This is a genomic window from Mesorhizobium sp. WSM4313 (genome assembly GCF_002294725.1).
Lineage (GTDB): Bacteria > Pseudomonadota > Alphaproteobacteria > Rhizobiales > Rhizobiaceae > Mesorhizobium.
The window spans coordinates 132450-158990 of sequence record NZ_NSFT01000007.1 but is presented as its reverse complement, the minus strand read 5'-3'; the positions used below and the strand labels follow the sequence as shown (position 1 = coordinate 158990).

Here is a 26541-nt window from a genome sequence, read left to right as displayed (position 1 = left end):
CATGGGGCGCCGGGGAGGGAAATGAGCTCGGTTCTGTACCAGAAGGTGGTCAAGAGCTTCGGCGCGCTCAACGTGCTGCGATCGCTTGACCTTGCGGTGCCGGACCACAAATTCCTCGCCCTGCTCGGCCCGTCGGGCTGCGGCAAGACGACGGCGCTGCGCATCCTGGCTGGGCTCGACATGCCGACCGCCGGCAAGGTCTTTATCGGCGAACGCGACGTCACCCGGCTGCAGCCGCGCGACCGCGACATCGCCATGGTCTTCCAGAGCTACGCGCTTTATCCGCAGATGACGGTCGCCGAAAATATCGGCTATCCGCTGTGGATACGCGGCACGCCCGAAGCCGGGCGAAAGGCCAAGATCGGCGAGGTCGCCGCCGTGCTCGAGATCGGCCATCTGCTCGACCGCCGTCCGCGCCAGCTCTCGGGCGGACAACGCCAGCGCGTCGCGCTGGCCCGCGCCATCGTGCGCGACCCGGCGGCCTTCCTGATGGACGAGCCGCTGTCCAATCTCGACGCAAGACTGCGGCTCACCATGCGCGGCGAGATCAAGCGGCTCTGCCAGCGCCTCAGCGCCACCACCATCTATGTCACCCACGACCAGGTCGAAGCCCTGACGATGGCCGACTTCGTCGCCGTCATGCATGGCGGCGAGCTGCAGCAGATGGCGCCGCCCATCGAGATATACGACCGCCCGGCAAACCGCTTCGTCGCCACCTTCGTCGGCAACCCGCCGATGAACATTCTGCCGGCAGCGCTTTGCGAGCAAGGCGTCATCGTGGCCGGCAAGGTCGTCCCACTGGACGCCGCGCGGCTTGCTGCCTGCCGCGCCGCCTCCGTCGCCGAAATCGGCCTCCGGCCGGAGGACTGCAGCGCTGCCGGCGTCGCCACGCCCGATGCCCTGCCCGGCGAAATCTACGTCGTCGAACCGATGGGCAACGAGACGCTGGTCAATGTCCGCCTCGAAGCCGGCAACGTCCAGGTGCGTGCCGGACGCGATTTCAGGGGTGTGGTGGGTGAAAGCATCGGCGTCGCCTTCGACCCGGCGAACGCCTGTTTCTTCAATTCGGACGGCCTGACAGCCGTCCACAGGGTCAACAACAATGGGAGAGTGACATGATGCATTCCAGCAGACTTACTCGCCGCTCCGTCATCAAGGGTGGGCTTGGCCTGGCTTTGGCGACCACCGCCCTCACCACGCTTGGCCTGCCGATGCCTGCCCGCGCAGCCGGAAAGAAGGTGATCATCGGTGCCTTCGCCGATGGCGGCCTGACGCCGTTCAAGGAAAAGATCATCCCGCTGGCCAAGGAGCAGGGCTTCGACATCCAGTTCCTCGAGGACGAATACGGGGTGACGCTCGAGAAGTGGTTCGCCGACGCCCAGAGCGGCGCCGGCCAGTATGACCTTTACCTGCTCGACGACCCATGGGTGCCGCAGTTCGGCGCCGCCAACGTGCTCGAGGATCTTGGCGCCGGAGGCATCGATGGGTCGGACAAGGACTGGATCGGCGCGATGATCGACATGGGCTATTGGCCGCCGCAGAAGGGGCCGCGCGTCAAGGGCTTCGAGAACGCCAAGCCGACGTTGATCTGCGTGCCCTTCGTCGGTGACCTGCAGACGCTGACCTATCGCAACGACGTCTTCACCGGCGGTGCGCCCAAGACCTGGGACGAGGTGATCGCCAAGGGCAAGGAAGGCGTCGCGGCCGGCAAGATCAAATACCCGGTCGTCTTCCGCGGCGTTTCCGGCAACCCGATCGTCACCAGCTGGTATCCGGTCTTCCTGTCGTTCGGCGGCTCCTTCTTCGACGACAAGTGGAACCCGATCTTCAATTCGGCCGAAGGCAAGGCCTCGGCCGATTTCTTCGTCGGCACGATGAAGCAGAACGCGCCGAGCGGCGTGGTCGAGTTCGACTCCGACCAAGAGGGCGCGGCGATCCTCGGCGGGGAGGCAGGGGCGATCATCCAATATTCGGGCAACGCATTGAAGGCGGACGACCCCGCCCAGACCAAGGTGGCCGGCAAGCTCGATTTCGGCGTTGTGCCGAAGCAGGAAAAGGCGATCGCCCAGATGGGCATCTTCATCGCCGGCGTGCCGAAATCGGCGCCCAACAAGGCGAACTCGATCGAATTCCTGAAGTGGTATGTCAGCGCCGAAACACAGGCCAAGCTCTCGGAAGCGGGCTCGATCCCGGTCAAGCGCAACGCCTTCGGCATCGCCAAGCCCGGCAACCGTCTGATACCGGTCGCCCTGCAGCAGCTCGACGCCGGCGCGCTGCCGCGGCCGCGCACCCCCGACTGGGCGAAGGTCGAGGAACTGCTCGGCATCGAACTCAACAAGGCTTTGCAGGCCGGCTCCGGCGGCGGTGCGGCCTTGGACACGGCGGCCAAGCAGGTCAAGGACTATCTGACCACGGCCGGGTACTACTGATGCAAACCGGCATGCAGGCACGCAAATATCGCCTGCAGGGGGCGGGGCTCGACCTCGCCCTCCCCTATCTCATGCTGGCGCCGGGCCTAACGATCGTGCTCGGCGTGCTTGTCTATCCGCTCTGGGACGGGCTGCGCGCCAGCACCAGGGCTTACCGCTACGGCTCGCCGGTCTCCCATGTCGGCTTCCGGAACTATGTGCAGCTTTGGAGCGACGCACAGTTCCTGAATTCGCTGTGGGTCACGGTCAAGTTCGTGGCGCTGTCGGTTTCGATCGAGGCAGTGCTGGGCTTCGCGCTTGCCTTGTTCTGCCTGCACGAATTCCGCGGCATTCGGCTGCTCAGGACGGTGCTGATCATTCCCATGGTGATCACGCCGGTCGTCGTCGCCATCCTGTTCAGGCTGATCTACGCCAGCGACGCCGGCATGCTGACGGCGCTCTCGGAGGCCATGGGCGGCGGCGGGGTCCAGATCCTCGGAAACCCGCTCAATGCCTTCATCGGCCTTGTCGTGCTCGACGTCTGGGAGTGGACGCCGCTGATGTTCCTGATCCTGCTCGCCGGCCTGCAGTCGCTGCCGCACGAGCCGTTCGAGGCGGCGCGCGTCGACGGCGCCGGGTCCTGGCGCGTCTTCGCCGATCTCACCTTCCCGATGATGCGGCCGGTGCTGGCGGTCGCCATCGTGCTCCGCACCATCGATGCCTTCGGCACCTTCGACCAGGTTTTCGTGCTGACCCGTGGCGGGCCGGGCGAAGCGACGAGGCTGATCTCGATCTATGGCTACGACACCGCCTTCAAATTCCAGCAGACCGGATACGCGGCGGCGCTGTTCGTGACGATCGGCCTCGTCGTGCTCGCGCTCGCCTTCAGCGCCATCAGGCTCCTGCGCAGGATCGACGCGTCATGAGCACCCGCCTGGCGCGCATCCTCACCACCATTTTCGTGCTGGCAGTGGTGCTGCTGCCGATCTACTGGCTGGTGTCCACCTCGCTCAAGTCCAACCGCGAGATCACGCAGGAAGGCACTCTCTATCCGCATGTGCCGACGCTCGACAATTACGTCAGGCTGTTCACCGAAAAGCAGTTCGGCTCCTACCTGACGAACTCGGTGGTGGTCACCTTCTTCTCGGTCGCGATAGCGCTGGTCTTCGGCGCGATGGGCGCCTACGCGATCGCGAGGTTCCGCCTGCCATTCGCCGCGGAGCGCAAGATCGGTCTCTTCCTCCTGACACTGCGCATCATCCCGCCGGTGGTGATCCTGATACCCGTCTATCTCTTAATGCTGAGCCTCGGGCTGCTCGACAGCTGGCTCGGCCTGATCGCCACCTACACCGCCTTCAACGTCACCTTCTGCGTCTGGATGATGGAGAGCTTCTTCCGCGAGATCCCGGTCGACCTCGAGGAGGCGGCCATGGTGGACGGCGATTCACGCTTCGGCGCCTTCCGCCGCATCACGCTGCCATTGGCGGCACCGGGGCTCGCGGCCACCGCGATCTTCGCCGTGCTGGTCACCTTCAACGAATTCCTTTTCGCGCTGGCGCTGACCGCGACGCCGCGGGCGATGACCATGCCGCGCGGCACCGCCACACTCATCGGGCGCATCGATACCGACTGGGCCTCGATGGCGGCCGCCGGCGTCATCGGCGCGTTGCCGATCGTCTTCTTCGCTCTCCTGGTGCAGCGGCATCTGGTGCGCGGGCTGACCATGGGCGCGGTGAAATGATTGCCGCTCGGATACACGAACCGGCGGGCAGCGCTGGAGCGGCCTGATGAGAAAGTCGAACGCATGATGGATGTTTGTCTGTTCGGGGTGGGGCTGATCGGCCGCGTGCATGCGAGCAATCTCGCGCGCCACCCGAAGGTGCGGCTGCGCTACGTCGTCGATCCCAATCGCGAGGCGGCCGAGAAGGTCGCCGCCGTAACCGGCGCCGAGATCGTGGACACCGAGACCGTTATGAACGATCCGGCAGTGAAAATGGTGTTCATCGCTTCGGCCACGCGCACGCACGCGGAGCTTGCCATGGCGGCCGCCGCGCATGGCAAGGCGATCTTCTGCGAGAAGCCGATCGATCTTGACCTCAAGCGCACCGACGAGTGCCTGGCCCTGGTCGCGAAAGCCGGCGTGCCTTTCCAGATCGGCTTCAACCGCCGCTTCGATCCGAGCTTCCGGGCGCTGAAGGAGCGCCTCGACGGCGGCGAAATCGGCGCCGTCGAGCAGGTCATCATCACCAGCCGCGATCCCGAACCGGAGACCGAGGAAGCGCTGGCCGGAGGCGGCGGCGTCTTTCGCGAGATGACCATCCACGATTTCGATATGGCGCGGAACATGCTTGGCGAAGAGCCTGTGGAGCTCTTCGCGACCGGCTCCTCCCTTGTTGCGCCGCAATACAGGAAGCTCGGCGACTACGACACCGCGATGTTCATCCTGCGAACGGCGTCCGGCCGGCAATGTCACATCAACAACAGCGTCAGGGCCGCCTACGGCTACGACCAGCGCATCGAGGTGCACGGCGCCGACGGCATGCTGCAGGCCGGCAACCGGCTGCCGACCTCTGTGGAAATGTACGGCGGCAAAGGTATATCGCGCGACAAGCCCTACTACTTCTTCGTCGAACGCTATGCGGAATCCTACGCCGCCGAGATCGATCACTTCATCACCTGCGTCGAGACGGGCAGGAGTCCGGCGGTCACGGCCAGCGATGGGCGCAAGGCCATGATCCTCTGCGAGGCAGCGCTAGCGTCGGCCCGGTCCGGCAGGTTCGAACCCGTAGAGCTGTGAGCGGATGGTCCGAAATAAGCGGGAGTTTCCGAAATGAAGATTGGCATGATCACCGACAGCCTCGGCAACCTGTCCTTCGACGAGATGCTGCGCGCCTCGGCCGATCTCGGACTGGAGACACTGGAGTTCGCCTGCGGCAACTGGTCGTCGGCGCCGCACATCGATCTGGCCGCCATGCTGGACAGCAAGACGACCCGAACCGAATTCGTCGCCAACGTTCGCGACCACGGGCTGACGATCGCGGCGCTTAACTGCTCCGGCAACCCGCTGCATCCGGGACCGCAGGGCAAGCAGCATCGCCAAGTGACCGAGGACACGATCCGGCTAGCGAGCCTGATGGGCATCGACCGGGTGGTGATGATGTCCGGGCTGCCGGGCGGACCCGGCGATGCCAACCCCAACTGGATCATCACCGACTGGCCGCCCGAATGCGCCGACATCCAGCGCTACCAGTGGGACGATTGCATCATCCCGTATTGGCGCGATCTCGTCGAATTTGCGAACAAGCTGGGCATCAGGAAGCTTTGTCTGGAGCTGCATGGACATCAGGCCGTGTACAATGTCCAGACGCTGTTCCGGCTGCGCGATGCCGTTGGCGAGACCGTCGGCGCGAACTACGATCCGAGCCATCCGATATGGATGGGGGCCGATCCCATTGCCGCCGTGCGCAAGCTTGGCTCGGCCATCTACTATGTCCACGCCAAGGACACACGCATCGAACCGATACCGGCGGCCATCGACGGCACGCTCGATGCGCGCCCGCCAAATCATTATGCCGAAAGGGCCTGGAATTACATCACGCTCGGTTACGGCCACGGTGAAACCTGGTGGCGGCAGTTCTGCACCGCGCTGAAGCAGGCCGGCTATGACGACGTGCTGTCGATCGAGCACGAGGACATGATGCTGTCGCCGATGGAAGGCATGCGCAAGTCCGTGGCGCTGCTGCGCAACGTCGCTATCAACCTGGCCTGAATGCTCGGATCCGATTTTGCATTGGCCGGCCGCCGTCGGCCGCCATACTGGCCCCAGCGCTCGGCTCGATCACCTCACATCGACCCAGCGCTGCTCCTGGAAGGAGCGCGCCATGGCATGCACGGTGCGCTCGATCTCCAGCCCCTCGTCGAAGTCGATGATGCGGGCCGGCTTGCCGGCGATTCGCATCAGGAGCTCGCGGCATTCGATCATCTTGAGGTCGTTGAAGCCGAGGCCGTGGCCAGGCGCCGGCAGGAAGGAATCGTAGGGCTTGTGGTGCGGCGCCACCAGGATAGTGCGGTAGCCCTGCTCGGTCGGCCGGTCGGCGGTGAGGTAGAGCTGGAACTCGTTCATCCGCTCCTGGTCGTAGAGGATCGAGCCCTTCGAGCCGAAGATCTGAATGGCGATGCGGCCCTTGCGGCCCCAGGCCGAGCGGTTGACCAGCAGCGAGCCGGCAACGCCGTTCTCGAGATGCATCAAGACGCTGGCGATGTCATAGGTCTCGACCGCGCGGCGGGCGCCGGAAGCGGTCTTGCGGTCGGCATAGGGTTTGACCATGTCGCACATGACGCGCGAAACGCGGCCGAACAGCGCCCTGATCAGCGACAGCGGATGCACGGCGAAATCGTCGAGCGCGCCGTAGCCGGAAGAGGCCTCGTGCTTCCAGAAGAACAGCGCTTCGGGGTCGGCCATGAAATCCTCGTCCATCTCGATGCGCACGAGGTTGACGTCGCCGATGATCTTTTCCTCGAGCAGCGCGCCGATATGGCGGATGGCGGGGTTCTGGATGTAGTTGTAGCCGAGCACGGCGACCTTGCCGGATGTCCTCGCGGCCTTCGCCATCGCCTCGGCCTCGGCGAAACTCGGCGCCATCGGCTTCTCGCACCACAGATGCTTGCCGGCTTCGAGGACGGCGATCGCCATTTCCGGGTGGAACTGGTTTGGCGTGGTCAGCGAGACGATCTCGACATCCGGATCCTCGACCACGGCGCGCCAGTCGCCGGACCCTTTTGCGAAGCCGAACTCGGCAGCTTTGCGTTTGGCAAGCTCGTCATTCACCTCGCCTAGATGCACCAGTTTCGGCTTGTCGACATCGGGAAAGACGGTGCCCACCGCGTTCCAGGCGATGGCGTGGCACTTGCCCATGAAGCCAGTGCCGATGAGGCCCACTCCGACCATGTCGATTGTCTCCAGGATAAAGGAAAGTATGCGTGGATGAATTAGTCTATTTTGATAAAGAATGGAATATCTAAATCATTTTTTATGGTGTTCTTGCGCGAACTCGCTATGATGAGGCAGGAGAGGGAAAAACCTTATGAGCGTGGGCGGAGCGACGATGGACGAACGGGTGCCTCGCGATTTCGAAACGCTGCGCGCGACGATCCTGGACAGGCGTGCGAGCCTGCCCAAGCGCATCGCGCAGATCGCCGCCTATGCGCTCGACAATCCCGACGACATCGCCTTCGGCACGGCGGCGAGCATCGCCGCCTCGGCCGGCGTGCAGCCCTCGACGCTGATCCGTTTTGCCCAGCAGCTCGGCTTCGACGGCTTCACCAGCCTGCAGCAGGTTTTCCGCGAGCGGCTGCGCGAGCGCAACTCCTCTTATGACGAGCGGCTGGCGGCGCTGCGCGCCAAGGCCGAGGAAGGCCGCGGGCATCGGGCGATCTTCGACGGCTTCGTAGCCGCCGCCAGCACCTCGCTGGGCGACATCTCGCGCTCGCTCAACGATGCGCATTTCGAGGAGGCGGTGGCGCTCCTGGCGAAAGCCGAGACGATCTATGTGCTGGCCAAGCGCCGCTCCTATCCGGTGGCGTCCTACATCGCCTATGCGCTGGGCAAGCTCAAGATCCGCAACCAGCTGGTGGAATCGGCGGCGGGGCTGAACGCCGAGATGATCGGCTTCGCCACGCCGCGCGACGCCGTCATCGCCATCAGCTTCTCGCCTTACGCGCCGGCGACCATCGAGGAGACGCGCTCGATCGCCGAGCAGGGCGTGCCGATCGTGGCGATCACCGACTCGTCCTTCTCGCCGCTGGCGCAATTCGCCAAGGTCTGGTTCGAGGTCGCCGAGGCCGATTTCGGCGGCTTCCGCTCGATATCGGCGACGATGGCGCTGGCCATGGCGCTGACCGTCGCCGTCGGCGAGAAGCGCCGCGAAGCCGGGCGCCGACGCAAGGGCTGAGCCTCCCAGATGAGCGCTTTTCGGCTCGGGAATGCTCATTCCATATTGACTGTAGATTGGAATTAATATTTCATATTGACGACGCCGCGCCGTCGACAGCGCGTGCTGTCCAAAACAAACGCTGCTCTGCACAACAAGGCCGATGGGAGGTTCGAATGGGCGAAGCCGTGGAAGGGAAATACCCGCCGCTCGACGTCATCACCATCGGCCGCGCCTCGGTCGATCTCTATGGCCAACAGATCGGCTCGCGGCTGGAGGACATCACCTCTTTCGCCAAATCCGTCGGCGGCTGCCCGGCCAATATTTCCGTCGGCACGGCAAGGCTCGGCCTGCGCTCGGCGCTGCTCACCCGCGTCGGCGACGAGCAGATGGGCCGCTTCATCCGTGAGCAGCTTCGGCGCGAGGGCGTCTCAGTCGACGGGCTGAAGACCGACAAGGAGAGGCTGACGGCGCTGGTGCTGCTTTCGGTCGAGAGCGAAGGCGTCTCGCCGATGATCTTTTACCGTTCCGACTGCGCCGACATGGCGCTCGCCGAGGAGGATATCGACGAGGCGTTCATCGCCTCGGCGCGCTCGGTGGTCGTCACCGGCACGCATTTCTCGCGGCCCAATTCCGATGCCGCCCAGCGCAAGGCCATCCGCCTGATGAAGGCCCGTGGTGGCAAGGTTGTCTTCGACATAGACTATCGCCCGAACCTTTGGGGCCTTGCCGGGCATGCCGAGGGTTTCGAGCGCTACGTGAAGTCGGACCGCGTCTCGGCGCAGCTCAAGACCGTGCTGCCGGATTGCGATCTCATCGTCGGCACCGAGGAAGAGATCATGATCGCTTCCGGCGCCGACGATTGCCTGAGCGCGCTGAAGACGATCCGCGCGCTGTCGCCGGCCACCATCGTGCTCAAGCGCGGCGCCAAAGGCTGCATCGTCTATGACGGACCGATCAGCGACGATCTCGAGGACGGCATCGTCGGTAAGGGTTTCCCGATCGAGATCTACAATGTGCTCGGCGCTGGCGACGCCTTCATGTCGGGCTTCCTGCGCGGCTGGCTCGGCGGCGAGAGCTTTGCCACCGCCGCGACCTGGGCCAATGCCTGCGGCGCCTTCGCGGTGTCGCGCCTGCTCTGCGCGCCGGAATATCCGACCTTCGAGGAGCTGCAGTTCTTTTTGAAGCACGGCAGCAAGCACCTTGCGCTGCGCAAGGACGAGGCGATCAACCACGTCCACTGGGCAACGACGCGGCGACGCGACATCCCCTCGCTGATGGCTTTAGCCTGCGACCATCGCGTCCAGCTTGAAGACGTTGCCGCCAAGGTCGGGGCCGACGTTTCGCGCATCCCCAACTTCAAGGTGCTGACGGTCAAGGCGGCGGCGAAGGTCGCCGCCGGCCGCGATGGCTACGGCATGCTGATCGACGAAAAATATGGCCGCGACGCCATGTTCGAATTCGCCCGCCATCCCTTCGCCTGGCTCGGCCGCCCGGTTGAGCTTCCGGGATCGCGGCCGCTGCGTTTCGAGTTTTCGCAGGATATCGGCTCGCGGCTCACCGAATGGCCTGTCGACCATTGCATCAAATGCCTGTGCTTCTATCACCCGGACGACCCGGAGGCGCTCAAAGTTGAGCAGCAGCAGAAGCTGCGCGCGCTGTTCGAGGCTGCGCGGAAGGTCGGCCGCGAACTGCTGGTCGAGATCATCGCCGGCAAGCACGGCAAGCTCGACGACACCACCATTCCGCGCGCGCTCGAAGAACTCTATGCGCTGGGCATCAAGCCCGACTGGTGGAAGCTCGAACCGCAGGCTTCCGCAGGCGCCTGGGCCAAGATCGAACAGGTCATCGTCAAGAACGATCCTTGGTGCCGCGGCGTCGTGCTGCTCGGGCTGGAAGCGCCACAGGACGAGCTGGTCGCGGCGTTTGCCGCCACCGCCAATGCGCCGATCGTCAAGGGATTTGCCGTCGGCCGCACCATCTTCGTCAACGCCGCCGAACGATGGCTGGCCGGCAGGATGTCGGATGACGAGGCGATCGCCGACATGGCCGCGCGCTTCGAGCAGTTGACCGAGGCATGGCTTGCCGCGCGCGGCCGCAAGGCCGCATAACAAGACCGCTGAAGGACTGCGGAGGAGACACCATGAGCAAGACAATCCGCCTGACGATGGCGCAGGCGCTGACCCGCTTCCTCAGCCGGCAAATGACCGAGATCGACGGGAAGAAGGTGCCGATCTTCGGCGGCGTCTGGGCCATCTTCGGCCATGGCAATGTCGCGGGCATTGGCGAGGCGCTCTACCAGGTCCGCGACGAGCTGCCGACTTTCCGCGCCCATAACGAGCAGGCGATGGCGCATGCCGCGATTGCCTACGGCAAGGCGAACTTCCGCCGCCGCTTCATGGCGGCGACCTCTTCGATCGGCCCCGGCGCGCTGAACATGGTGACGGCGGCCGCGCTCGCGCATGTGAACCGGTTGCCCGTCCTGTTTTTGCCCGGCGATGTCTTCGCCAACCGCCTGCCCGACCCGGTGCTGCAGCAGGCCGAGGATTTCTCCGACGGCACGGCGAGCGTCAATGACTGCTTCCGTCCCGTATCGCGCTATTTCGACCGCATCACGCGGCCGGAGCAGATCATCCCGGCGCTGAACCGCGCCATGCAGGTGCTGACCGATCCGGCCGAATGCGGCCCGGTGACGCTTTCGCTCTGCCAGGACGTGCAGGCCGAAGCCTATGATTATCCCGAAAGCCTGTTCGCCGAGCGCGTCTGGACACCGCGCCGGCTGCGCCCGGACCGCAACGAGCTGGCGGCAGCCGTCGCGGCGCTGAAGGGCGCCAAGAAGCCGCTGGTGATCGCGGGCGGCGGGGTGCTGTATTCGCAGGCTTCGGACGAGCTCGCCAAGCTGGTGCAGGGCGCCGGAATTCCGGTCTGTGAGACCCAGGGCGGCAAATCCTCGTTGCCCGACGACCATCCGCTCAACATGGCGGCGGTCGGCGTCACCGGCACGTCGGCCGCCAACCGGCTGGCGGAAGAGGCCGATGTCGTGCTAGCGGTCGGCACCAGGCTGCAGGATTTCACCACCGGCTCCTGGGCGCTGTTCAAGAATGCCGGCCGCACCATTATTGGCTTCAATACCCAGGTCTTCGACGCCGGCAAGCATTGGGCGCTGCCGCTGGTCGCCGACGCGGCCGAAGGGCTTGCCGAGCTGTCCGCCGCGCTGAAGGGCTGGAAGGCGCCGGCCGCGTGGACCGACAATGCATTGAAGGGCAAGACGGAGTGGCAGGCCGCCGCCGCCAAGGTGACTGCATCGACCAACGCCGCCTATCCGTCCGATGCGCAAGTGATCGGCGCCGTGCAGCGCGCCATGGGCTCGGGCGTCACGCTGCTGCATGCCGCGGGCGGTCTGCCCGGCGAATTGCACAAGCTCTGGCAGGCCGGCGCGCCGGGCTCCTACCATGCCGAATACGGCTTCTCGACCATGGGCTACGAGATCGCCGGCGGGCTCGGCGTCAAGATGGCGAAGCCCGACCAGGAGGTGGTCGTCATGGTCGGCGACGGCTCCTATCTGATGCTCAATTCCGAGATCGCCACTTCGGTGATGCTTGGCCTGAAGCTCACCATCGTTTTGCTCGACAATCGCGGCTATGGCTGCATCAACCGGCTGCAGATGGCGACCGGCGGCGCCAACTTCAACAATCTCCTGAAGGACGCGCGCCACGAGGTGATGCCTGACGTCGACTTCGCCGCGCATGCGGCAAGCTTAGGTGCCGCGGCCGAGAAGGTAGCGTCGATCGCCGAGCTGGAGACGGGACTGGCCAAGGCGAAGAAGAACGACAGGACGACGGTGCTGGTCATCGACACCGACCCGCTGGTCTCGACCGAGGCCGGCGGCCATTGGTGGGATGTCGCCGTGCCGGAAGTCTCGTCGCGACGCGAAGTCAATGCCGCGCGCAAGAAATACGAGGAAGCCGTGGGCAGCCGTCAGGGCTGAACCGGCTCGCAACGAACCGACATTGGAGTGACGACTTGAAAGCCAAACTGGGCATGTCCCCCATCGCATGGTGGAATGACGATCTCGTGGAATTGAGCGATGACGTGTCGCTGGAGGAATGTTTGCGCCAGTCGCGCTCGGCCGGCTTCACCGGTATGGAGATGGGCCGCCGCTTCCCCAATGATCCGAAGGTGATGCTGCCGATCCTGAAGGAGGCCGACGTCACGCTTTGCGGCGGCTGGTTCTCAGGCACGCTTGTCAACGAGGACATCTCCCGGAACAAGGACCGCATCCAGCCGATGATCGACCTGTTCAAGGCGGTCGATGCGCCCTGCATCGTCTATGGCGAGGTCGGCCGGTCCATCCAGGGCGACCGCTCCAAGCCTCTGGCCACCAAGCCGAAACTTTCCGCCGACGAGATGAAGGCTTACGGCCGGCGCGTCACCGAGTTCGGCGAGTGGTGCGCTGAGCAAGGCATGCCGCTCTCCTACCATCACCACATGGCGGCGGTGGTCGAGACCGAGCCGGAGCTCGACGCCTTCATGCGCAACTCCGGCGAAGGCATTCCGCTGCTGCTCGATGCCGGCCATCTCGCCTTTGCCGGCGGCGACGTGCTGCGCGCCATTGACAATCACCACAAGCGCATCAACCACGTCCATGTGAAGGATGTTCGCATGGGCGTGATCGACAGGCTCGACCGCGCGAAACAGTCCTTCCTCGACGCCGTGGCGCTCGGCGCCTTCACCGTGCCGGGCGACGGCTCACTCGACTTCGGGGCGATTGTCCAGCGTTTCGCCGATCATGGCTATGAAGGCTGGTTCGTGGTCGAGGCCGAGCAGGATCCGAAGAAGAACCCGCCGCTCAAGATGGCCCAGGTCGGCCACAAGGAACTTATGCGGGTGATGACGGCCGCCGGCTATACGGTCGAGACGCAGGGTTTTCCGGCCTGAGCAGTGGATTAGTCGGGGCGCCCGGTTTATCCGTTGTGCTTTGGGCAAATCCTGGATTGGCGCGATGAAAGACTATGAGCATCCCTTCTTCCGGCCGCTGTGGCGCCGTATCGCGGTCGTCGCGGTCTGCCTGGTCTGGTCGGTGATCGAATTCGCGTCCGGCACGCCGTTCTGGGGCGTCATCGCGCTGGGCTTCGCCGGCTATGCCGTGTGGCAGTTTTTCTATCTCTATAAGCCGATTGAGGAGAACAAGGCCGAACCCGGACCGAAGGAGTGACTAATCCATGGCTCAGAAGCGTCTACGGATCGGATACTGCGTGCATGGCGGATCGCATGCGTTGGCGATTAGCCGAAACGCCCCTCGCTTCGTCATCCTAGGGCGGAGCAAGGAGCGCAGCGACGTAGCGCAGACCCTAGGATCCATGCCATGACTTTGACGTGTCGCGACGGTGCAGACAATGGCGCCGAAACGCCGGCCCAGACAGCCTCTTTCTGCACCGCTGCATTCTACGGCAGGTGTAACGGCATGGATTCTAGGGTCTGCGCGCGTCGCTTCGCTCCTTGCTCCGCCCTAGAATGACGACGTTGCGAGGGAACCGGCCAATCTCCAAGGTTTTCGCGATAGTCCATCGGATTCTTAGCTGCGCCAATGGGGCGCCCAGGAATTAGGAGAGCCAAAAAATGTCGAAACTGCTCGTCAAGGCCGACAAGGGCCACGGCCATGTCGCTCATGTCACGCCGCAAAGCGCCGGCTGGACCTATGTCGGTTTCGACCTGCATCGGCTTCGTCCGGGCGAGACGGTGTCCGGCAAAACCGGCGAGCGCGAGGTCTGCCTGGTGTTCGTCACCGGCAAGGGCAAGGCATCGGCCGGCGGCAAGGATCTCGGCCTGCTCGGCGAGCGCATGTCGCCCTTCGAAGGCAAGCCGTGGTCGGTCTATGTGCCGCAAGGCGCCGACTGGTCGGTGACCGCCGATACCGAGCTGGAACTCGCCGTCTGCTCGGCGCCCGGCCTCGGTGGCCGTCTGCCGGTGCGCGTCATCGGACCTGACGATCTCGGCCAAGAGGTGCGCGGCAAGGGCACCAACACGCGCTACGTCACCAACATCCTGCCCGAGGGCAAGCCGGCGGATTCGCTGCTGGTGGTCGAGGTGATCACGCCCGGCGGCCACACGTCGAGCTATCCGCCGCACAAGCACGACCAGGACAACCTACCGGCCGAATCCTATCTCGAGGAGACCTATTATCACCGCCTCAACCCGCCGCAGGGCTTTGCCTTCCAACGCGTCTACACCGATGCCGACCGCAACGGCGTGCGCGAACTGGACGAGGCGATGGCGATCGAGGACGGCGATGTCGTGCTGGTGCCCAAGGGCTATCACCCTTGCGCCGCCTGCCACGGCTACGATCTTTATTACCTCAATGTCATGGCCGGACCGAAGCGGACGTGGAAATTCCACAACGCGGCCGAGCATGAATGGCTGATGAAGGCCTGATCGGCACGCCGGCAAAGCCGTTGGTCCAGCCCGGAAAAATCGTCGGCTAACGAGCTCCGTGCTGGACTTGCCTTCGAAAACCCACGAAAGCTTCGTCAATCCGTCATGGAAATCACCTATGGCAGCGGTTCCGGTGCATGTCGCCGCAAGCGCTCCGGCGTTTGGGCCACGACTTGCCAAGACAATGACTTGAAGCGCGTCGCATATTCCTTTGGGGCGCGCAGCGCGCTTGACGAGGAACGCCCATGCGCTACGCGATCTACTACACCCCGGGGCAGGACGAGAAGCTGGCGCGCATTGCCGCCAACTGGCTGGGCCGCGACCCGTTTGGCGCGGCGACGCGGCCGGTCGAGGCTGTGGGCGATCTGTCGGCCGCGGAAGTCGCTTTCCATACTGCCTCTGCCCGGCGCTACGGATTCCATGCGACGTTGAAGGCGCCGTTCCGGCTGGCGCCGAACGAGACGGAAGCTTCGCTGCGCGCCGCGCTCGACGCTTTCGCCGAGGCGACGCCGCCTGTGATCATCCCGCGTCTCGTCGTCGGCCAGATCGACGGCTTTTTCGCGCTGGTGCCGGAAGCGCAGTTTGCGCCACTCAACGATTTCGCCGGCGAGGTGGTGCGCGCCTTCGATCCGTTCCGCGCGCCGCTGACGGAGGCCGAGATCGAGCGCCGCAGTCCCGATGCGCTGAAGCCGGACGAGTTCCGCAACCTCTGCCAATGGGGTTATCCTTACGTCTTCGACACGTTCCGCTTCCACATGACGCTGTCGGGGCGGGTCGGGCCACAGGAAAGCCCACGTCTTCGTGCAGCGATCGACGGCCTGTTCGCCGATGTGCTGCGGCAGCCGGTGCCGGTGGATGCGCTGACATTGTTCGTCGAAAGCGAGCCCGGCGCCCCGTTCATGGTGCTTTCCCATCATACGCTTGGCCGTAGCCCCGCCCGCAAAACAGCTTGATTGATATAGGACCGCCCTCGATGACCGCCGAAACCGTTCTCACCAATGCCCGCATCGTGCTGCCCGACGAAATCGTCGAAGGCTCGCTTTTGTTGCGCGACGGCCTGATTGCCGCCGTCGAGCCGGGTGCTGTCCGCATCGGCGAGGATATGGGCGGCGACTACATCATCCCGGGCCTTGTCGAGCTGCACACCGATCACCTCGAGGGCCATTACGCGCCGCGTCCGAAAGTGCGCTGGAACCCGATCGCCGCCGTGCTTGCCCATGACGCCCAGGTCGCCACCGCCGGTATCACGACGGTGCTCGACGCCTTGCGCGTCGGCATGGACGAGGATGCCGACCTGAAATCCGACGATGTTCGCAAGCTGGCCGACGCGATCGAGGACAGCGTGCGCCAGGATCGGCTCAGGGCCGACCATTTCATCCACCTGCGCTGCGAGGTCTCGGCGCCGGACTGCCTCGAGGCTTTCGCCAATTTCGAGACCGACGAGCGGGTTAAGCTCGCCTCGCTGATGGATCACGCGCCCGGACAGCGCCAGTTCGTCAACCTCGAGACCTATGCCTACTACTACCAGCGCAAACTGAAGCTGACGGACCGCGACTTCCAGAAATTCTGCGAGAAGCGGATGGCCGAATCGGCCCGCAATTCCGGTCCGAACCGGGTCTTCATCTCAGCCGCCTGCCAGGAGCGCGGCATCGTGCTGGCGAGCCATGACGACGCGACCGCCGGCCATGTCGACGAAGCGATCGAGCAGGGCGTGCGCGTCGCCGAGTTCCCGACGACGCAAGAGGCGGCAAAGGCCTCGAAAGCCGCAGGCCTCGGCGTGCTGATGGGCGCGCCAAACGTCATGCGCGGCGCCTCGCATTCCGGCAATGTCTCGGCGCGCACGCTCGCCGCCGACGGCTTGCTCGACATCCTGTCGTCCGACTACATCCCTTTCAGCCTGATCCAGTCGGCCTTCTTCCTCGGCGACGTCGTCGAGGGCATCTCGCTGCCGCAGGCGGTCGCGATGGTCTCGAAGAACCCGGCCGAAGCGATCGGCCTCGCCGACCGCGGCATCATCGAGCCCGGCCGCCGTGCCGACCTGGTGCGGGTGCGCGTGGACGACCATGTGCCGGTCGTGCGCACCGTGTGGCGCCAGGGCAGCCGGGTAGCATGATGATGGTCTCAGCTCTCATCGAGCGCGAGCTGGCCGACAGCCTGCCGATCCGCAACGGCGTCTTCGTCGCGGTGGTGGGGCCGAGCGGCGCCGGCAAGGACACGGTGATCGGCTACGCCAAGGCGCGCTTTGCCGGCGAGACGCGGTTGGAATTCGTGCGCCGCGTCATCACCCGGCCGAGCGACACGGCAAGCGAGGACCACGATACGCTGGCGGATGCCGCCTTTGCCGAGGCGGAGGCGGACGGCGCCTTCTCGCTGTGCTGGGACGCGCACGGCCTGCGCTATGGCCTGCCTGCCGATGTCGACTGGGCCGTGGCGAATGGCCACGTGGCCGTGGCGAATGTCTCCCGAGCGGTCATCCCGGCGCTGCGCGAACGCTACGCCAATCTGGCCGTGGTCGAGATCACCGCCACGCCGGAGATCCTCGCCGAGCGGCTGGCGGCGCGCGGCCGTGAATCGCGCGGCGAGGTGCTTGCCCGCCTGGCGCGCAGCACCAGCGTAAAGCTGACGGGACCGGACGTGACCTCGATCGACAACAGCGGCGACAAGGAAATCGCCGGCGAACGCTTCGCCGAGGTGCTGCGCAAGGCGATGGCGTTCTCGGATCTGTCGGACATGATCTAAGACCTTCTCCTTCTCCCCTTGTGGGAGAAGGTGGATCGGCGCGCAGCGCCGAGACGGATGAGGGGTGTTGGAAGGATCGCTGCGATGACGAAATGAGCGCTGTGCGCATCCTATTCTTCAGCGCCTCGTTTCTTCCAGCACCCCTCATCCGGCCGCTTCGCGGCCACCTTCTCCCACAAGGGGAGAAGGTGGCGCCGCGCCTCACTTATTGAAGTTGGCGATGAACTGCTTGAACTGCGGCGTCGGCGGCCTGGCGAACATCTCCTTCGGTTCGCCGGCCGAGTCCACCTCCCCCTTGTGCAGGAACATCACCTTGCTCGACACGTCGCGGGCAAAACCCATCTCATGGGTGACGACCAGCATGGTGCGTCCTTCTTCGGCGAGCGAGCGCATGACGCGCAGCACCTCGCCGACCAGTTCCGGATCGAGCGCCGATGTCGGCTCGTCGAACAGCATCACCTTCGGATTCATCGCCAGCGCGCGGGCGATTGCCGCGCGCTGCTGCTGGCCGCCGGACATGTGGGGCGGATAGTAGTTGCGGCGCTCCCATATGCCGACGCGCTTCAGCAATGCCTCGGCCTGCTCCAGGCACTCGGCGCGCGGCCGCTTCAGCACATGCGTCGGCGCGGCGACGAGGTTTTCCAGCACGGTCATGTGGGACCAGAGATTGAAGCTCTGGAAAACCATGGCGAGGTTGGCGCGGATCCGCTCCACCTGGCGGATGTCGGCGGGCATCTGGTGGCCGTCGCGACTCCGCTTCATCTTTATGAGCTCGCCGTCGACCCGCACTTCGCCGGAATCCGGGGTCTCCAGGAGGTTGATGCAGCGCAGCATCGTGCTCTTGCCGGACCCGGAGGAGCCGAGAATCGAGATGACGTCGCCCTTGTGGGCCTCGAGCGAAATGCCCTTGAGCACCTCATGATCGCCGAAGCACTTGCGCAGATCCTTTACGCTGATGGCTGGCGTCTCATCGGAGGACGGCGCGGCTTTCGCGGCAGCGGCGACATTTGCCGACATCACAACACCTCCGGTACGGGTTTGACTTGCTGGCTCTGCTCGGGCGGGGGACGCAGATGCGGCGACAGCCGGTATTCGACCCAGGCAAACAGCCGGGCGATCGACAGGTTGAGAAGCAGGTAGATCACGCCGGCGCAGGTCAGCACCTCAATCGGCCGGAACGTGTCATGCTGGATCTTCTGCGCCGTTCCCATCATCTCCATAATGGTGACCACGGACGCCAGCGCGGTCGCCTTGGTCATGAGGATGATTTCGGTCGAATAGGCCGGCAACGCAAGCCGCAGCGCGATCGGCAGCGTGACGAGGCGGAAGCGGGTGAAGGCCGACATGCCGAACGCCTTGGCCGCCTCGATCTGGCCGACAGGCACCGCGCGCAGCGCGCCGCGGAAAATCTCGCTCTCATAGGCCGCAGTATTCAAGGCCATGGCGACGATCGTGCAATACATCGGATCGCGCAGGATCGGCCACAGGATCGGGCTGTGGCGCACGAAGTCGAACTGGGAGAGCCCGAAATAGACCAGATAGAGCTGCACCAGCAGCGGCGAGCCGCGGAAGACGAAGACATAGACGCGGGTGAAATACTCGCCCGATTTGTAGCCGGAAGCCCGCAGCCAGGTCAGGCCAGTGGCGATGATGAGCCCGAAGGCGATGCCGAAGAACCAGATCTCGAGCGTCAGCGGCAGCGCCTTCAGCACGCTCCATATGGTCGAAAGGTAGAAGTCGAAATCCACCGCCACCTCTTATTTCGGCCGTGTGAAGCTTCGGGAGGTGTAGCGCTCGGCTTTGTCGAAGATCGGCGTCGAGATCGAGGTCATCACCAGATAGAGGATGCCGGCGAGCGTGTAGAAAAGCAGCGAATGATGCGTCGAGCGCGCCGCCTTGTTGGCCGTCAGCATCAGCTCGGCGACGCCGGTGACCGAGATCAGCGCCGAATCCTTGATCGTCAATTGCCAGACATTGCCCAGCCCCGGCACCGCGAGACGCAGGACCTGCGGCATGATCACAAGGCGAAACCGCAGCCAGGCCGACATGCCGTAGGCACGCGCCGCTTCCAGCTCGCCGCGATGGATCGCCAGGAACGAGCCGCGAAAAACCTCGGCCTGATAGGCGCCGGAAATGATGCCGACCGCGAGAACGCCGCCGAGGAAACTCGGCATGTTCAAGATGTCCGCCGAGCCGATCGATCCGGTCGAGCGCGCCACACCGGTCAGGACCTGCGTGCCGCCATAGTAGAACAGGTAGATGATCAGGAGTTCCGGTTCGCCGCGGAAGACGGTGGTGTAACTCTCGCCGATGAACCTCAATCCGCTGCGATGCGAAAGCTTGGCCGCAGCGACCAAGGAACCCAGCACCGCGCCGATCAGCATCGAGACGACGGTAACGGCGAGCGTCCAGCCGATGCCCCAGAGCAGTTGCACGCCCCAGCCGGCGGCCAGCAGCTCATAGGCCGTCGACACCTGGTCCTTGAGATCGTTGAGAAACTCCACTTACGGCTCCTGCGGGCGCCGAGATAGGCATCGACGTATATGCTCAATGCAAAACGGGAGCAGCCTTGGCTGCTCCCGTTGCGACATTACTTGGTAATGTCGATCTTGAACCATTGCATGGAATATTTCGACACCGAGCCGTCGTCGAGCGCGGCCTTGAGCGCCTTGTTGTAGATGTCCTGCAGGTCCTTGTCGCTCTTGCGGAAAGCGGCGCCGATGCCCGGCCCGAGGATCGGGCCACCCTTGAATTGCGGGCCGACGAATTCCAGGTCTTTCGCATCGGGCTTGGCCAGCGTGCCGAGGAAATAGGTGGTATCGGCGAAGGCGACGTCGATGCGGCCCGCCATCAGGTCGAGGTCGTGCTCGTCGGTGGTCTTGTATTCATGGACGTTGGCGACGTCCTTGAGATATTTGTCGGCGAATGTCGCCTCCGTCGTCGAAACCTGCAGGCCGACATTCTTTCCGGTGAGCTCCTTGCGCAGCGTGTCGAGCGCCGCCTTGGATTCGGCGTCGTCCTTCGACAGATCGATCATCTTGCCGGTGTTGGACATCTGCGCCAGCGGACCGTTCTTGTCGGCCAGGAAAGCCACCGGCGAAGAGGCATAGGGGATCGAGAAGTCGATGGTCTTCATGCGCTCTTCGGTGATCGACATGCCGTCCATGACGATGTCGAACTTGCCTGCCGTGAGGCCGGGAATGACGCCATCCCAATCCTGCGCGACGATGTTGCATTCGAGCTTCGCGCGGGCGCAGACGTCGTTCAGGATGTCCACCTCGAAGCCGACGATCTTGCCGCTGGCATCGGTCTGGTTCCACGGGGCGTAGGAGCCCTCCATCGCGACCGTCACGGTCTTCCAGTCCTTGGCCATAGCCGGGGTCGAGCAGGTCAACGCCAGCGCGGCGAGCGCGATCCAACGTGATGATGTCACGGTAATTTCTCCCATATTTTGTTCTTGGAACCCTCAGATACCATTTGCTTAGCCCAGCCCCGATTCCGCGACAAGGGCTGTTTTCCGGTTCACGCGTTGTTGCAATTCGTTCGCGAATCGGGACCTGCCCACGGCTTCAACGCGAGCATCGATCCAATCGGAACCCGGTCCGGTGTGAACGAAAGAGCGAGACTACTCCGCCGGCGCGCCGGCGACGCCCCTGCGAGACGCCTCCAGCATCCGGCGCCGGGCGCGGAAGACGCCCCATTGCTGGTCGACCAGCACGCCGATCAGGATCACGCCGCCCATCACCGCGAAGTTGAGCGAGGAAGGAATGCCGAGCAGGTTGACGAGGTTCTGCAACTCCTGCAGCAGCACGGTGCCGAGGACAGCACCGACCAGCGACCCTTCGCCGCCGCGCAGCGAGAAGCCGCCCAGCACCGCCGCGGCGATGGCATAAAGCTCATAGAACTGGCCGTGGCTCGCGGGCGAGATCGAGCGCGTGTACATGGCGAAATAGATCGCCGACAGCGCCGTCAGCACGCCGCAGATGACATAGGCGGCGATGATCACCCGGCCCGTGCGGATGCCGGAATATTTCGCCGCTTCCTCGTTCTTGCCGATCGCATAGAGATAGCGGCCGAAGACCGAGCGGTGCAGCACCACCCACATAACGATGGCGATGACGATCAGCGCGATGAAGCTGTTCGGCAGGCCGTAGGAGCGGCCCGCGGTCAGGAACTCGAGCGTCGGGAAGTTCTGCCCGAAGGCGAAGCCGGCCGTGCCGTCGGCGGTATAGAAGCGCGCCACGCCGCGATAGATAAGCAGGCCGCACAGCGTCACCACGAAGGGCTGCAGTTTCAGCCGCGTGATCAGCCAGCCATGCACGAAGCCGATGATGGCGCCGAGCGCGAGGATCAGCACGAACGCCAGCGGCCAGCTCACCTCGCGCACAGCGATGAAATCGATGAACAGCGTGCCGAGCAGGGCGATCACCGAGCCGACCGACAATTCGATGCCGCCGGTGATGATGACGAAGGCCTGGCCGATCGACAGGATGCCGAACAGAGCGACCAGGTTGGAAGTGTTGGCGAGATTGATCGCCGACAGGAAGCGCGGATTGATGGCCGTCACCACCGCGCCGACCACCAGGATCAGGATCAGCAGGCCGAGATCTTTCTTGCTCATTGCGCTCCTCCCGCCGCCTGCAGCAGTTTCGGCTTCTTGCCGACCGCCAGCAAAAGCACGTTCTCCTGGCTGAAATCGTCCTTGTCGAGGATGCCGGAGATCTGCCCCTCATGCATGACCGCGATGCGGTCCGACACGCCGATCACTTCTTCCATGTCGCTGGAGATCATCAGCACGGCGACGCCGGCATCGGCCAGCGCCCGCATCAGCCCGTAGATCTCCGCCTTGGCGCCGATGTCGATGCCGCGCGTCGGCTCGTCCAGGATCATCACCTTGGGGTTCATCGCCAGCCATTTGGCCAGGACCACCTTCTGCTGATTGCCGCCCGACAGCGTGCCGGTGCGGGTCAAGACCGACGGCGCCTTGATGCCGAGGTTCTTCTTCTGCTTTTCCGCCGTCGAGAGCTCGGCGCCGACCGAGACCAGCGAGCGCCTGGCATGGGCCGGCAGGTTGGGCAATGAAATGTTCTGCGCGATCGAGAGATCGAGCAATATACCGGTGAGCTTGCGGTCCTCCGGCACGAGGAAGATGCCATTCGCCACCGCGTCGGCCGCTGATGTCACATTCAGCGGCTTGCCGTCGAGCGTGACGCTGCCGGCCAACCGCTCTTCGATGCCGAACAGCACGCGCGCCAGTTCCGTGCGGCCGGAGCCGACCAGGCCCGCCAGGCCGAGGATCTCCGCGCGCCTCAGTTCGATGCTGACCGGCCGGTCCGGATAGGTGCTGGTGCGGATCGCATCCGCCGACAGGGCTACGCTGCCCGGAGCCCGCGCGGCCTCGCCGGCCTTCTCGCGCTCCTTCAGCATGCGGCCGATCATCAGCCTGACCATCTCGTCGTGATTGATGTGGCTCTTGGGAAGGGTGCCGGCCAGCGTGCCGTCGCGCAGCACCACGACGCGGTCGGCGACGCGCTCGATCTCATGCAGCCGGTGCGAGATGAAGATGACGCTGATGCCTTGCGCCTTCAGGCCCTTGATGACGTCGAGCAGCTTTTCGGTTTCTGCCATCGGCAGGCTTGAAGTCGGCTCGTCGAGGATGACAAGGCGCGCCTTGATCGACAGCGCCTTGGCGATCTCGACCATCTGCTGCTGCGCGAGCGACAGCGACGCCACCGGCGCGTCGGCCGAGAAATTGGCGCCGACGCGCTTCAGGAGCGGCGCCACCATCTCGCGCAGTTTCGCGCGGTCGACCAGCCTCAGCGGCCCGGCGCGCAGCGGCTCGCGGCCGAAGAAGATGTTGGCGGCGACGTCGAGATTTTCGAAGAGGTTCAGTTCCTGGTGCACGAAGGCGATGCCGGAGCCGATGCTCTGCTCGACGGTCAGCGCGTCGTGCGCCGCGCCATCGACGGTGATGGTGCCGCTGTCCGGCCGCGTCACACCACCGAGGATCTTCATCAGCGTCGATTTGCCGGCGCCGTTTTCGCCGACCAGGCCTATGACCTCGCCGGGCCGGACCTCCATCGAGAATCTGTCCAGCGCCACAACGCCCGGATAGGTCTTGCGCACGGCCTCGAGGCTCAGGAACGGAGCGGTGGTCGGTTGAGTGGAATCGGTAGAGGTCATCACGCGATAGTTTACCGAACGGGGCAACAGCCGGTGGCCACAGACTGACGGGCCTTGGCGGGTCCGTCAATACGAACGCCGGCTCAAGGCGAACCTTGAGCCGGCGCAACTGTGCTGAGCTTACTTGCCCTGCATCGCCTTGAGGTTGGCGGCGTAGGCGTCCACATCATCCTTGCCGATGATCTTGGTCGGGATGATGATCAGGTTGTTGGCCGGGATGCCCGACTTGTCGCCCTTGAGGTAGGAAGCCATCAGCTTCATGCCCTGATAGGCCCATTCGAACGGCTGCTGCACCACGGTCGCGGCGACGGTGCCTTCCTTGACGCCGCCCAGCGTGATCGGATCGTCATCGAAGCCGACGACGGTGATCTGGCCGAGCTTGCCGGCGTCGCGCAGCGCTTCATAGATGCGCGGCGTGTTGTAGGAATAGAAGCCGACCATGCAGGTGATATCGGGGCTGGCGACCAGCGCGTCCTCGACATTCTTCTTGGCACGGGCCTGGTCGATGTCGTCGCCGCGCACGTCGACCAGCTCGATCTTGCTGCCGGCGAGCCCGTCCTTCATGCCCTGGATGCGCTCCTTGGCATTGTCGGCGCCGAGCAGGCCGACGAAGCCCAGGCACTTGCCGCCGTTGGGCATCGCCTTCTTGGCGATTTCGGCCGCCTGTTTGCCGGCATCGACGTTGGACGAGCCGATATAAGCGACGCGCTTGGTCTGCGGCGCATCCGAGTCGGTGGTGAACAGCGCGGTTTCCGACGCGATCTTGTTCAATCCGTCGGTCGAGGTCTTGGGATCGACGGCCGAGACCATGATGCCCTTGACGCCTGCCGTCACCAGATCATCCATCAGCCGCTGCTGGATGGCGACCGACGACTGTTCCGGATATTTGAGCTCGAGATTGTAGTCGGGCAGTTCGCCCTGCGCCTTCTTCACGCCGGCTTCCGCCGCCTTCCAGAAGTCTGACGCACCGTTGACGACGAAGGCCAGCGTCGGCTTGTCGTCGGCGCGCACGCTGGCGCTTACCGACAGGCCTAATGCCAAGGCCGCCGCGGCGACTGATGCGTTGCGTATCATGGATTTCATAGTTCAACCTCCCTTGTAGAACTCTTCGCTGATGTCTCGGCTGCGGCGCGGATAACCCTCCTCCTCAAGGGTGTGGCGCAAAGGTCCGCCGACTTAAGAACGGTTCCGATCCGGCCGCGGTCGAGACACTAGACACTCATGTGGCATTCGTAAATAGTCCGATTTGTCTGACATTTTCGTGAGGATGGACACGCGCCCAAACCGGCGATCCCGCCGGCTTTCGAGCGAGCATCCTTCGCACTTTGCCGGCACCGAGCGGAAGCCCGGACGGTTACGACGAGTTGACAGTAGAACGCTTACAGCTATTAGTAAAGAGTATTAGTTTTGGGCTGAGGCGCGTGCTTTCGAAGCGGAGGAGACGCTGGTCGAAAGATGCGCCGAGAGTGAGGAGAGCACGTGCGCAAAAGCGTTCTATCACACGGAAACCCGTAGGAATTGTCAGCGCTGCTGACCTTATCGGACTGATTTCGTCGCGACGCGGCGCGGCCGGCGATTTGCATGTCGCGCTTGATAATACTTATTATCAATAGTGTGTTTCAGATGAGCGTGCCGACCATCTTGCCGTTGCAATCGGCCTTTGCTTTGGAGCCGGCCGGGTTTGGGAACCGACCATGAGTGAACCGACGGAACTGCGCGATCCTCCCGGGGCTTCCAGGCGCCGCAAGCCGGCCGCCAAGCCCAAAGGACGTGTCACCATGACCGACATCGCGCGCGCCGCCGGCTGCTCGCAGGCGACGGTCTCGTTCGTGCTCAACAATTCGCCGGGCATCAGGCTGTCGCAACAGACACGCGACCGGGTGATCGAGGCGGCCAGAGCGCTGGGCTATTCGCCGCCGGTCTTTTCCGCGCTGCGGCCGCCGGTGACGCCCTTCGAAGGCCTGGATGGCGTCATCGGCTTCGCGGTCGACCAGCTCGCCACCAGCCCCGAGGCGGTGGTCGCCATCGAGGGCGCGCGGCAGGCCTCGTGGAACGCCGGCAACGTGCTTCTGGTGGCGCAGACCATGGGCGACGCGGTGATGGAGCCGCGCGCCATCCAGGCGCTAACGGGGCGCGGCATCACGGCGTTGATCTATATGACCATCTTCACCCGCGAGATCGCCGCGCCGGACTTCCTCTACAGCCTCGAGATGCCGGTCATCCTGCTCAACTGCTACACCGCCGATTATGCTTTCCCGGCCGTGGTTCCCTCCGAGATCGCCGGCGGCCAGAGCGCGACGAGACACCTGATCGGCCATGGCCATCGCCGCATCGCCACCATCACCGGCGAGCCGTGGATGCAGGCCGCGCAGGATCGGCTCAAGGGCTATCGCCGCGCTCTAGCCACCGCCGACATCCCGTTCGACCCGGAACTGGTGGTGGAGGGCGACTGGTCGGCCAGCGCCGGCTATGCCGCGACGGTCAAGCTGCTCGGGCTCAAGGAGCGACCGACCGCCATCTTCTGCCAGAACGACCGCACCGCGATCGGCTGCTACGAGGCGCTGAAGGAAGCGGGCCTGCACATCCCGCAGGACATCTCCGTGGTCGGCTATGACGATGAGGAGATCGCCCGCCATCTGTTCCCGCCGCTGACGACCTCCATCCTGCCGCATCTGGCGATGGGCCAATGGGCGATCGAGCAACTGGAGACGCCGCCGACGCCCGGCCGCGGCCGCTATCCGATCACCAAGCTGGAGTGCCCGCTGGTGGAACGGGAGAGCGTGGCAGGCGTGAAGGGATAGGATGTCCCAGATCGCCACTTCAAGGCTTGGAACGTATTGACATTGTAC

General features: G+C 64.4%; 24 protein-coding genes. 16 read left to right on the top strand and 8 right to left on the bottom strand.

Annotation, left to right across the window (positions count from 1 at the left end):
• Positions 1–21: 21 nt before the first annotated feature.
• The 6 genes from CK219_RS17850 to CK219_RS17825 all read left to right on the top strand — a co-directional run bounded on the left by CK219_RS17850 (position 22) and on the right by CK219_RS17825 (position 6177).
• A complete protein-coding gene (locus CK219_RS17850) occupies positions 22–1119 on the top strand; it encodes an ABC transporter ATP-binding protein (RefSeq protein ID WP_095768052.1) in 1098 nt (365 codons plus the stop codon).
• Positions 1116–2429: an extracellular solute-binding protein gene (locus CK219_RS17845; RefSeq protein ID WP_095768051.1), complete on the top strand. Its 1314-nt coding sequence runs from the start codon at positions 1116–1118 to the stop codon at positions 2427–2429. Before CK219_RS17850 ends, CK219_RS17845 begins: the two co-directional genes overlap by 4 nt.
• Before the next feature lie 11 nt (positions 2430–2440).
• Positions 2441–3334 (top strand): sugar ABC transporter permease, encoded by an 894-nt coding sequence (locus tag CK219_RS17840; RefSeq protein WP_176477056.1) that lies wholly within the window; start codon positions 2441–2443, stop codon positions 3332–3334.
• Positions 3331–4149 carry a carbohydrate ABC transporter permease gene (locus CK219_RS17835; RefSeq protein ID WP_095768049.1) on the top strand — a complete coding sequence of 273 codons (819 nt, stop codon included), beginning with the start codon at positions 3331–3333 and terminating at the stop codon, positions 4147–4149. The genes CK219_RS17840 and CK219_RS17835 overlap by 4 nt, the downstream gene beginning before the upstream one ends.
• Positions 4150–4212: 63 nt before the next feature.
• Positions 4213–5205 (top strand): inositol 2-dehydrogenase, encoded by a 993-nt coding sequence (gene iolG / locus CK219_RS17830; RefSeq protein ID WP_095768212.1) that lies wholly within the window; start codon positions 4213–4215, stop codon positions 5203–5205.
• 33 nt (positions 5206–5238) lie between these two features.
• Positions 5239–6177, top strand: a complete 939-nt coding sequence (locus CK219_RS17825) for a sugar phosphate isomerase/epimerase (protein WP_095768048.1) — start codon at positions 5239–5241, stop codon at positions 6175–6177.
• 69 nt (positions 6178–6246) lie between these two features.
• Here the strand turns inward: CK219_RS17825 and CK219_RS17820 are convergent, their stop codons facing one another.
• The gene (locus CK219_RS17820; protein ID WP_095768047.1) at positions 6247–7356 is read right to left on the bottom strand and encodes a Gfo/Idh/MocA family oxidoreductase; all 1110 of its coding nucleotides are present in this window, start codon (positions 7354–7356) and stop codon (positions 6247–6249) included.
• Positions 7357–7513: 157 nt separating this feature from the next.
• Here CK219_RS17820 and CK219_RS17815 point away from each other — a divergent pair, with 157 nt between their 5' ends.
• The 9 genes from CK219_RS17815 to phnN all read left to right on the top strand — a co-directional run bounded on the left by CK219_RS17815 (position 7514) and on the right by phnN (position 17509).
• A complete protein-coding gene (locus CK219_RS17815; protein WP_176477064.1) occupies positions 7514–8359 on the top strand; it encodes a MurR/RpiR family transcriptional regulator in 846 nt (281 codons plus the stop codon).
• Between the two features lie 155 nt (positions 8360–8514).
• Complete coding sequence (gene iolC, locus CK219_RS17810) at positions 8515–10449, top strand: 5-dehydro-2-deoxygluconokinase (protein ID WP_095768045.1); 1935 nt, start codon at positions 8515–8517, stop codon at positions 10447–10449.
• Positions 10450–10481: 32 nt separating this feature from the next.
• Entirely contained in the window at positions 10482–12326 is a 1845-nt protein-coding gene (gene iolD / locus CK219_RS17805) for a 3D-(3,5/4)-trihydroxycyclohexane-1,2-dione acylhydrolase (decyclizing) (RefSeq protein ID WP_095768211.1), read from the top strand.
• Positions 12327–12361: 35 nt separating this feature from the next.
• The gene (gene iolE, locus CK219_RS17800; protein ID WP_095768044.1) at positions 12362–13276 is read left to right on the top strand and encodes a myo-inosose-2 dehydratase; all 915 of its coding nucleotides are present in this window, start codon (positions 12362–12364) and stop codon (positions 13274–13276) included.
• A 64-nt stretch (positions 13277–13340) separates the two neighbouring features.
• Positions 13341–13553, top strand: coding sequence for a DUF3329 domain-containing protein (locus CK219_RS17795; protein WP_095768043.1), 213 nt, complete (start codon positions 13341–13343; stop codon positions 13551–13553).
• A 404-nt stretch (positions 13554–13957) separates the two neighbouring features.
• The gene (gene iolB / locus CK219_RS17790; RefSeq protein ID WP_095768042.1) at positions 13958–14770 is read left to right on the top strand and encodes a 5-deoxy-glucuronate isomerase; all 813 of its coding nucleotides are present in this window, start codon (positions 13958–13960) and stop codon (positions 14768–14770) included.
• A 245-nt stretch (positions 14771–15015) separates the two neighbouring features.
• Positions 15016–15723, top strand: coding sequence for a DUF1045 domain-containing protein (locus CK219_RS17785; RefSeq protein WP_095768041.1), 708 nt, complete (start codon positions 15016–15018; stop codon positions 15721–15723).
• Positions 15724–15743: 20 nt separating this feature from the next.
• Positions 15744–16883: an alpha-D-ribose 1-methylphosphonate 5-triphosphate diphosphatase gene (locus CK219_RS17780; RefSeq protein WP_095768040.1), complete on the top strand. Its 1140-nt coding sequence runs from the start codon at positions 15744–15746 to the stop codon at positions 16881–16883.
• On the top strand, positions 16883–17509 hold the full coding sequence (gene phnN / locus CK219_RS17775) for a phosphonate metabolism protein/1,5-bisphosphokinase (PRPP-forming) PhnN (RefSeq protein ID WP_176477063.1): 627 nt from the start codon (positions 16883–16885) through the stop codon (positions 17507–17509). The genes CK219_RS17780 and phnN overlap by 1 nt, the downstream gene beginning before the upstream one ends.
• Positions 17510–17710: 201 nt before the next feature.
• Here the strand turns inward: phnN and CK219_RS17770 are convergent, their stop codons facing one another.
• The 7 genes from CK219_RS17770 to CK219_RS17740 all read right to left on the bottom strand — a co-directional run bounded on the left by CK219_RS17770 (position 17711) and on the right by CK219_RS17740 (position 24775).
• Positions 17711–18526: an ATP-binding cassette domain-containing protein gene (locus CK219_RS17770; protein ID WP_095768039.1), complete on the bottom strand. Its 816-nt coding sequence runs from the start codon at positions 18524–18526 to the stop codon at positions 17711–17713.
• Positions 18526–19257, bottom strand: a complete 732-nt coding sequence (locus tag CK219_RS17765; protein WP_095768209.1) for an ABC transporter permease — start codon at positions 19255–19257, stop codon at positions 18526–18528. Before CK219_RS17765 ends, CK219_RS17770 begins: the two co-directional genes overlap by 1 nt.
• 9 nt (positions 19258–19266) lie before the next feature.
• Positions 19267–20013, bottom strand: coding sequence for an ABC transporter permease subunit (locus CK219_RS17760; RefSeq protein ID WP_245340517.1), 747 nt, complete (start codon positions 20011–20013; stop codon positions 19267–19269).
• An 86-nt stretch (positions 20014–20099) separates the two neighbouring features.
• Complete coding sequence (locus tag CK219_RS17755; protein WP_245340516.1) at positions 20100–20942, bottom strand: transporter substrate-binding domain-containing protein; 843 nt, start codon at positions 20940–20942, stop codon at positions 20100–20102.
• A 192-nt stretch (positions 20943–21134) separates the two neighbouring features.
• Positions 21135–22130: an ABC transporter permease gene (locus tag CK219_RS17750; RefSeq protein WP_095768037.1), complete on the bottom strand. Its 996-nt coding sequence runs from the start codon at positions 22128–22130 to the stop codon at positions 21135–21137.
• A complete protein-coding gene (locus tag CK219_RS17745; protein ID WP_095768036.1) occupies positions 22127–23692 on the bottom strand; it encodes a sugar ABC transporter ATP-binding protein in 1566 nt (521 codons plus the stop codon). Before CK219_RS17745 ends, CK219_RS17750 begins: the two co-directional genes overlap by 4 nt.
• 120 nt (positions 23693–23812) lie before the next feature.
• Positions 23813–24775 (bottom strand): sugar-binding protein, encoded by a 963-nt coding sequence (locus CK219_RS17740; protein WP_095768035.1) that lies wholly within the window; start codon positions 24773–24775, stop codon positions 23813–23815.
• 611 nt (positions 24776–25386) lie between these two features.
• On the opposite strand from CK219_RS17740, the gene CK219_RS17735 reads away from it, so the two are divergent.
• Complete coding sequence (locus CK219_RS17735) at positions 25387–26493, top strand: LacI family DNA-binding transcriptional regulator (RefSeq protein ID WP_176477055.1); 1107 nt, start codon at positions 25387–25389, stop codon at positions 26491–26493.
• The last annotated feature ends 48 nt before the right edge of the window (positions 26494–26541 follow it).

Bases quoted from the DNA above. Each gene is read 5' to 3' on its own strand.
- CK219_RS17835 (WP_095768049.1), top strand. From the start codon at position 3,331: ATGAGCACCCGCCTGGCGCGCATCCTCACCACCATTTTCGTGCTGGCA.
- phnN (WP_176477063.1), top strand. From the start codon at position 16,883: ATGATGGTCTCAGCTCTCATCGAGCGCGAGCTGGCCGACAGCCTGCCG.
- CK219_RS17825 (WP_095768048.1), top strand. From the start codon at position 5,239: ATGAAGATTGGCATGATCACCGACAGCCTCGGCAACCTGTCCTTCGAC.
- CK219_RS17770 (WP_095768039.1), bottom strand. From the start codon at position 18,526: ATGTCGGCAAATGTCGCCGCTGCCGCGAAAGCCGCGCCGTCCTCCGAT.
- CK219_RS17815 (WP_176477064.1), top strand. From the start codon at position 7,514: ATGGACGAACGGGTGCCTCGCGATTTCGAAACGCTGCGCGCGACGATC.
- CK219_RS17735 (WP_176477055.1), top strand. From the start codon at position 25,387: ATGAGTGAACCGACGGAACTGCGCGATCCTCCCGGGGCTTCCAGGCGC.
- CK219_RS17740 (WP_095768035.1), bottom strand. From the start codon at position 24,775: ATGAAATCCATGATACGCAACGCATCAGTCGCCGCGGCGGCCTTGGCA.
- iolB (WP_095768042.1), top strand. From the start codon at position 13,958: ATGTCGAAACTGCTCGTCAAGGCCGACAAGGGCCACGGCCATGTCGCT.
- CK219_RS17845 (WP_095768051.1), top strand. From the start codon at position 1,116: ATGATGCATTCCAGCAGACTTACTCGCCGCTCCGTCATCAAGGGTGGG.
- iolC (WP_095768045.1), top strand. From the start codon at position 8,515: ATGGGCGAAGCCGTGGAAGGGAAATACCCGCCGCTCGACGTCATCACC.
- iolG (WP_095768212.1), top strand. From the start codon at position 4,213: ATGATGGATGTTTGTCTGTTCGGGGTGGGGCTGATCGGCCGCGTGCAT.
- CK219_RS17795 (WP_095768043.1), top strand. From the start codon at position 13,341: ATGAAAGACTATGAGCATCCCTTCTTCCGGCCGCTGTGGCGCCGTATC.
- CK219_RS17745 (WP_095768036.1), bottom strand. From the start codon at position 23,692: ATGACCTCTACCGATTCCACTCAACCGACCACCGCTCCGTTCCTGAGC.
- CK219_RS17840 (WP_176477056.1), top strand. From the start codon at position 2,441: ATGCAGGCACGCAAATATCGCCTGCAGGGGGCGGGGCTCGACCTCGCC.
- CK219_RS17780 (WP_095768040.1), top strand. From the start codon at position 15,744: ATGACCGCCGAAACCGTTCTCACCAATGCCCGCATCGTGCTGCCCGAC.
- iolD (WP_095768211.1), top strand. From the start codon at position 10,482: ATGAGCAAGACAATCCGCCTGACGATGGCGCAGGCGCTGACCCGCTTC.
- CK219_RS17850 (WP_095768052.1), top strand. From the start codon at position 22: ATGAGCTCGGTTCTGTACCAGAAGGTGGTCAAGAGCTTCGGCGCGCTC.
- CK219_RS17820 (WP_095768047.1), bottom strand. From the start codon at position 7,356: ATGGTCGGAGTGGGCCTCATCGGCACTGGCTTCATGGGCAAGTGCCAC.
- CK219_RS17785 (WP_095768041.1), top strand. From the start codon at position 15,016: ATGCGCTACGCGATCTACTACACCCCGGGGCAGGACGAGAAGCTGGCG.
- CK219_RS17750 (WP_095768037.1), bottom strand. From the start codon at position 22,130: ATGAGCAAGAAAGATCTCGGCCTGCTGATCCTGATCCTGGTGGTCGGC.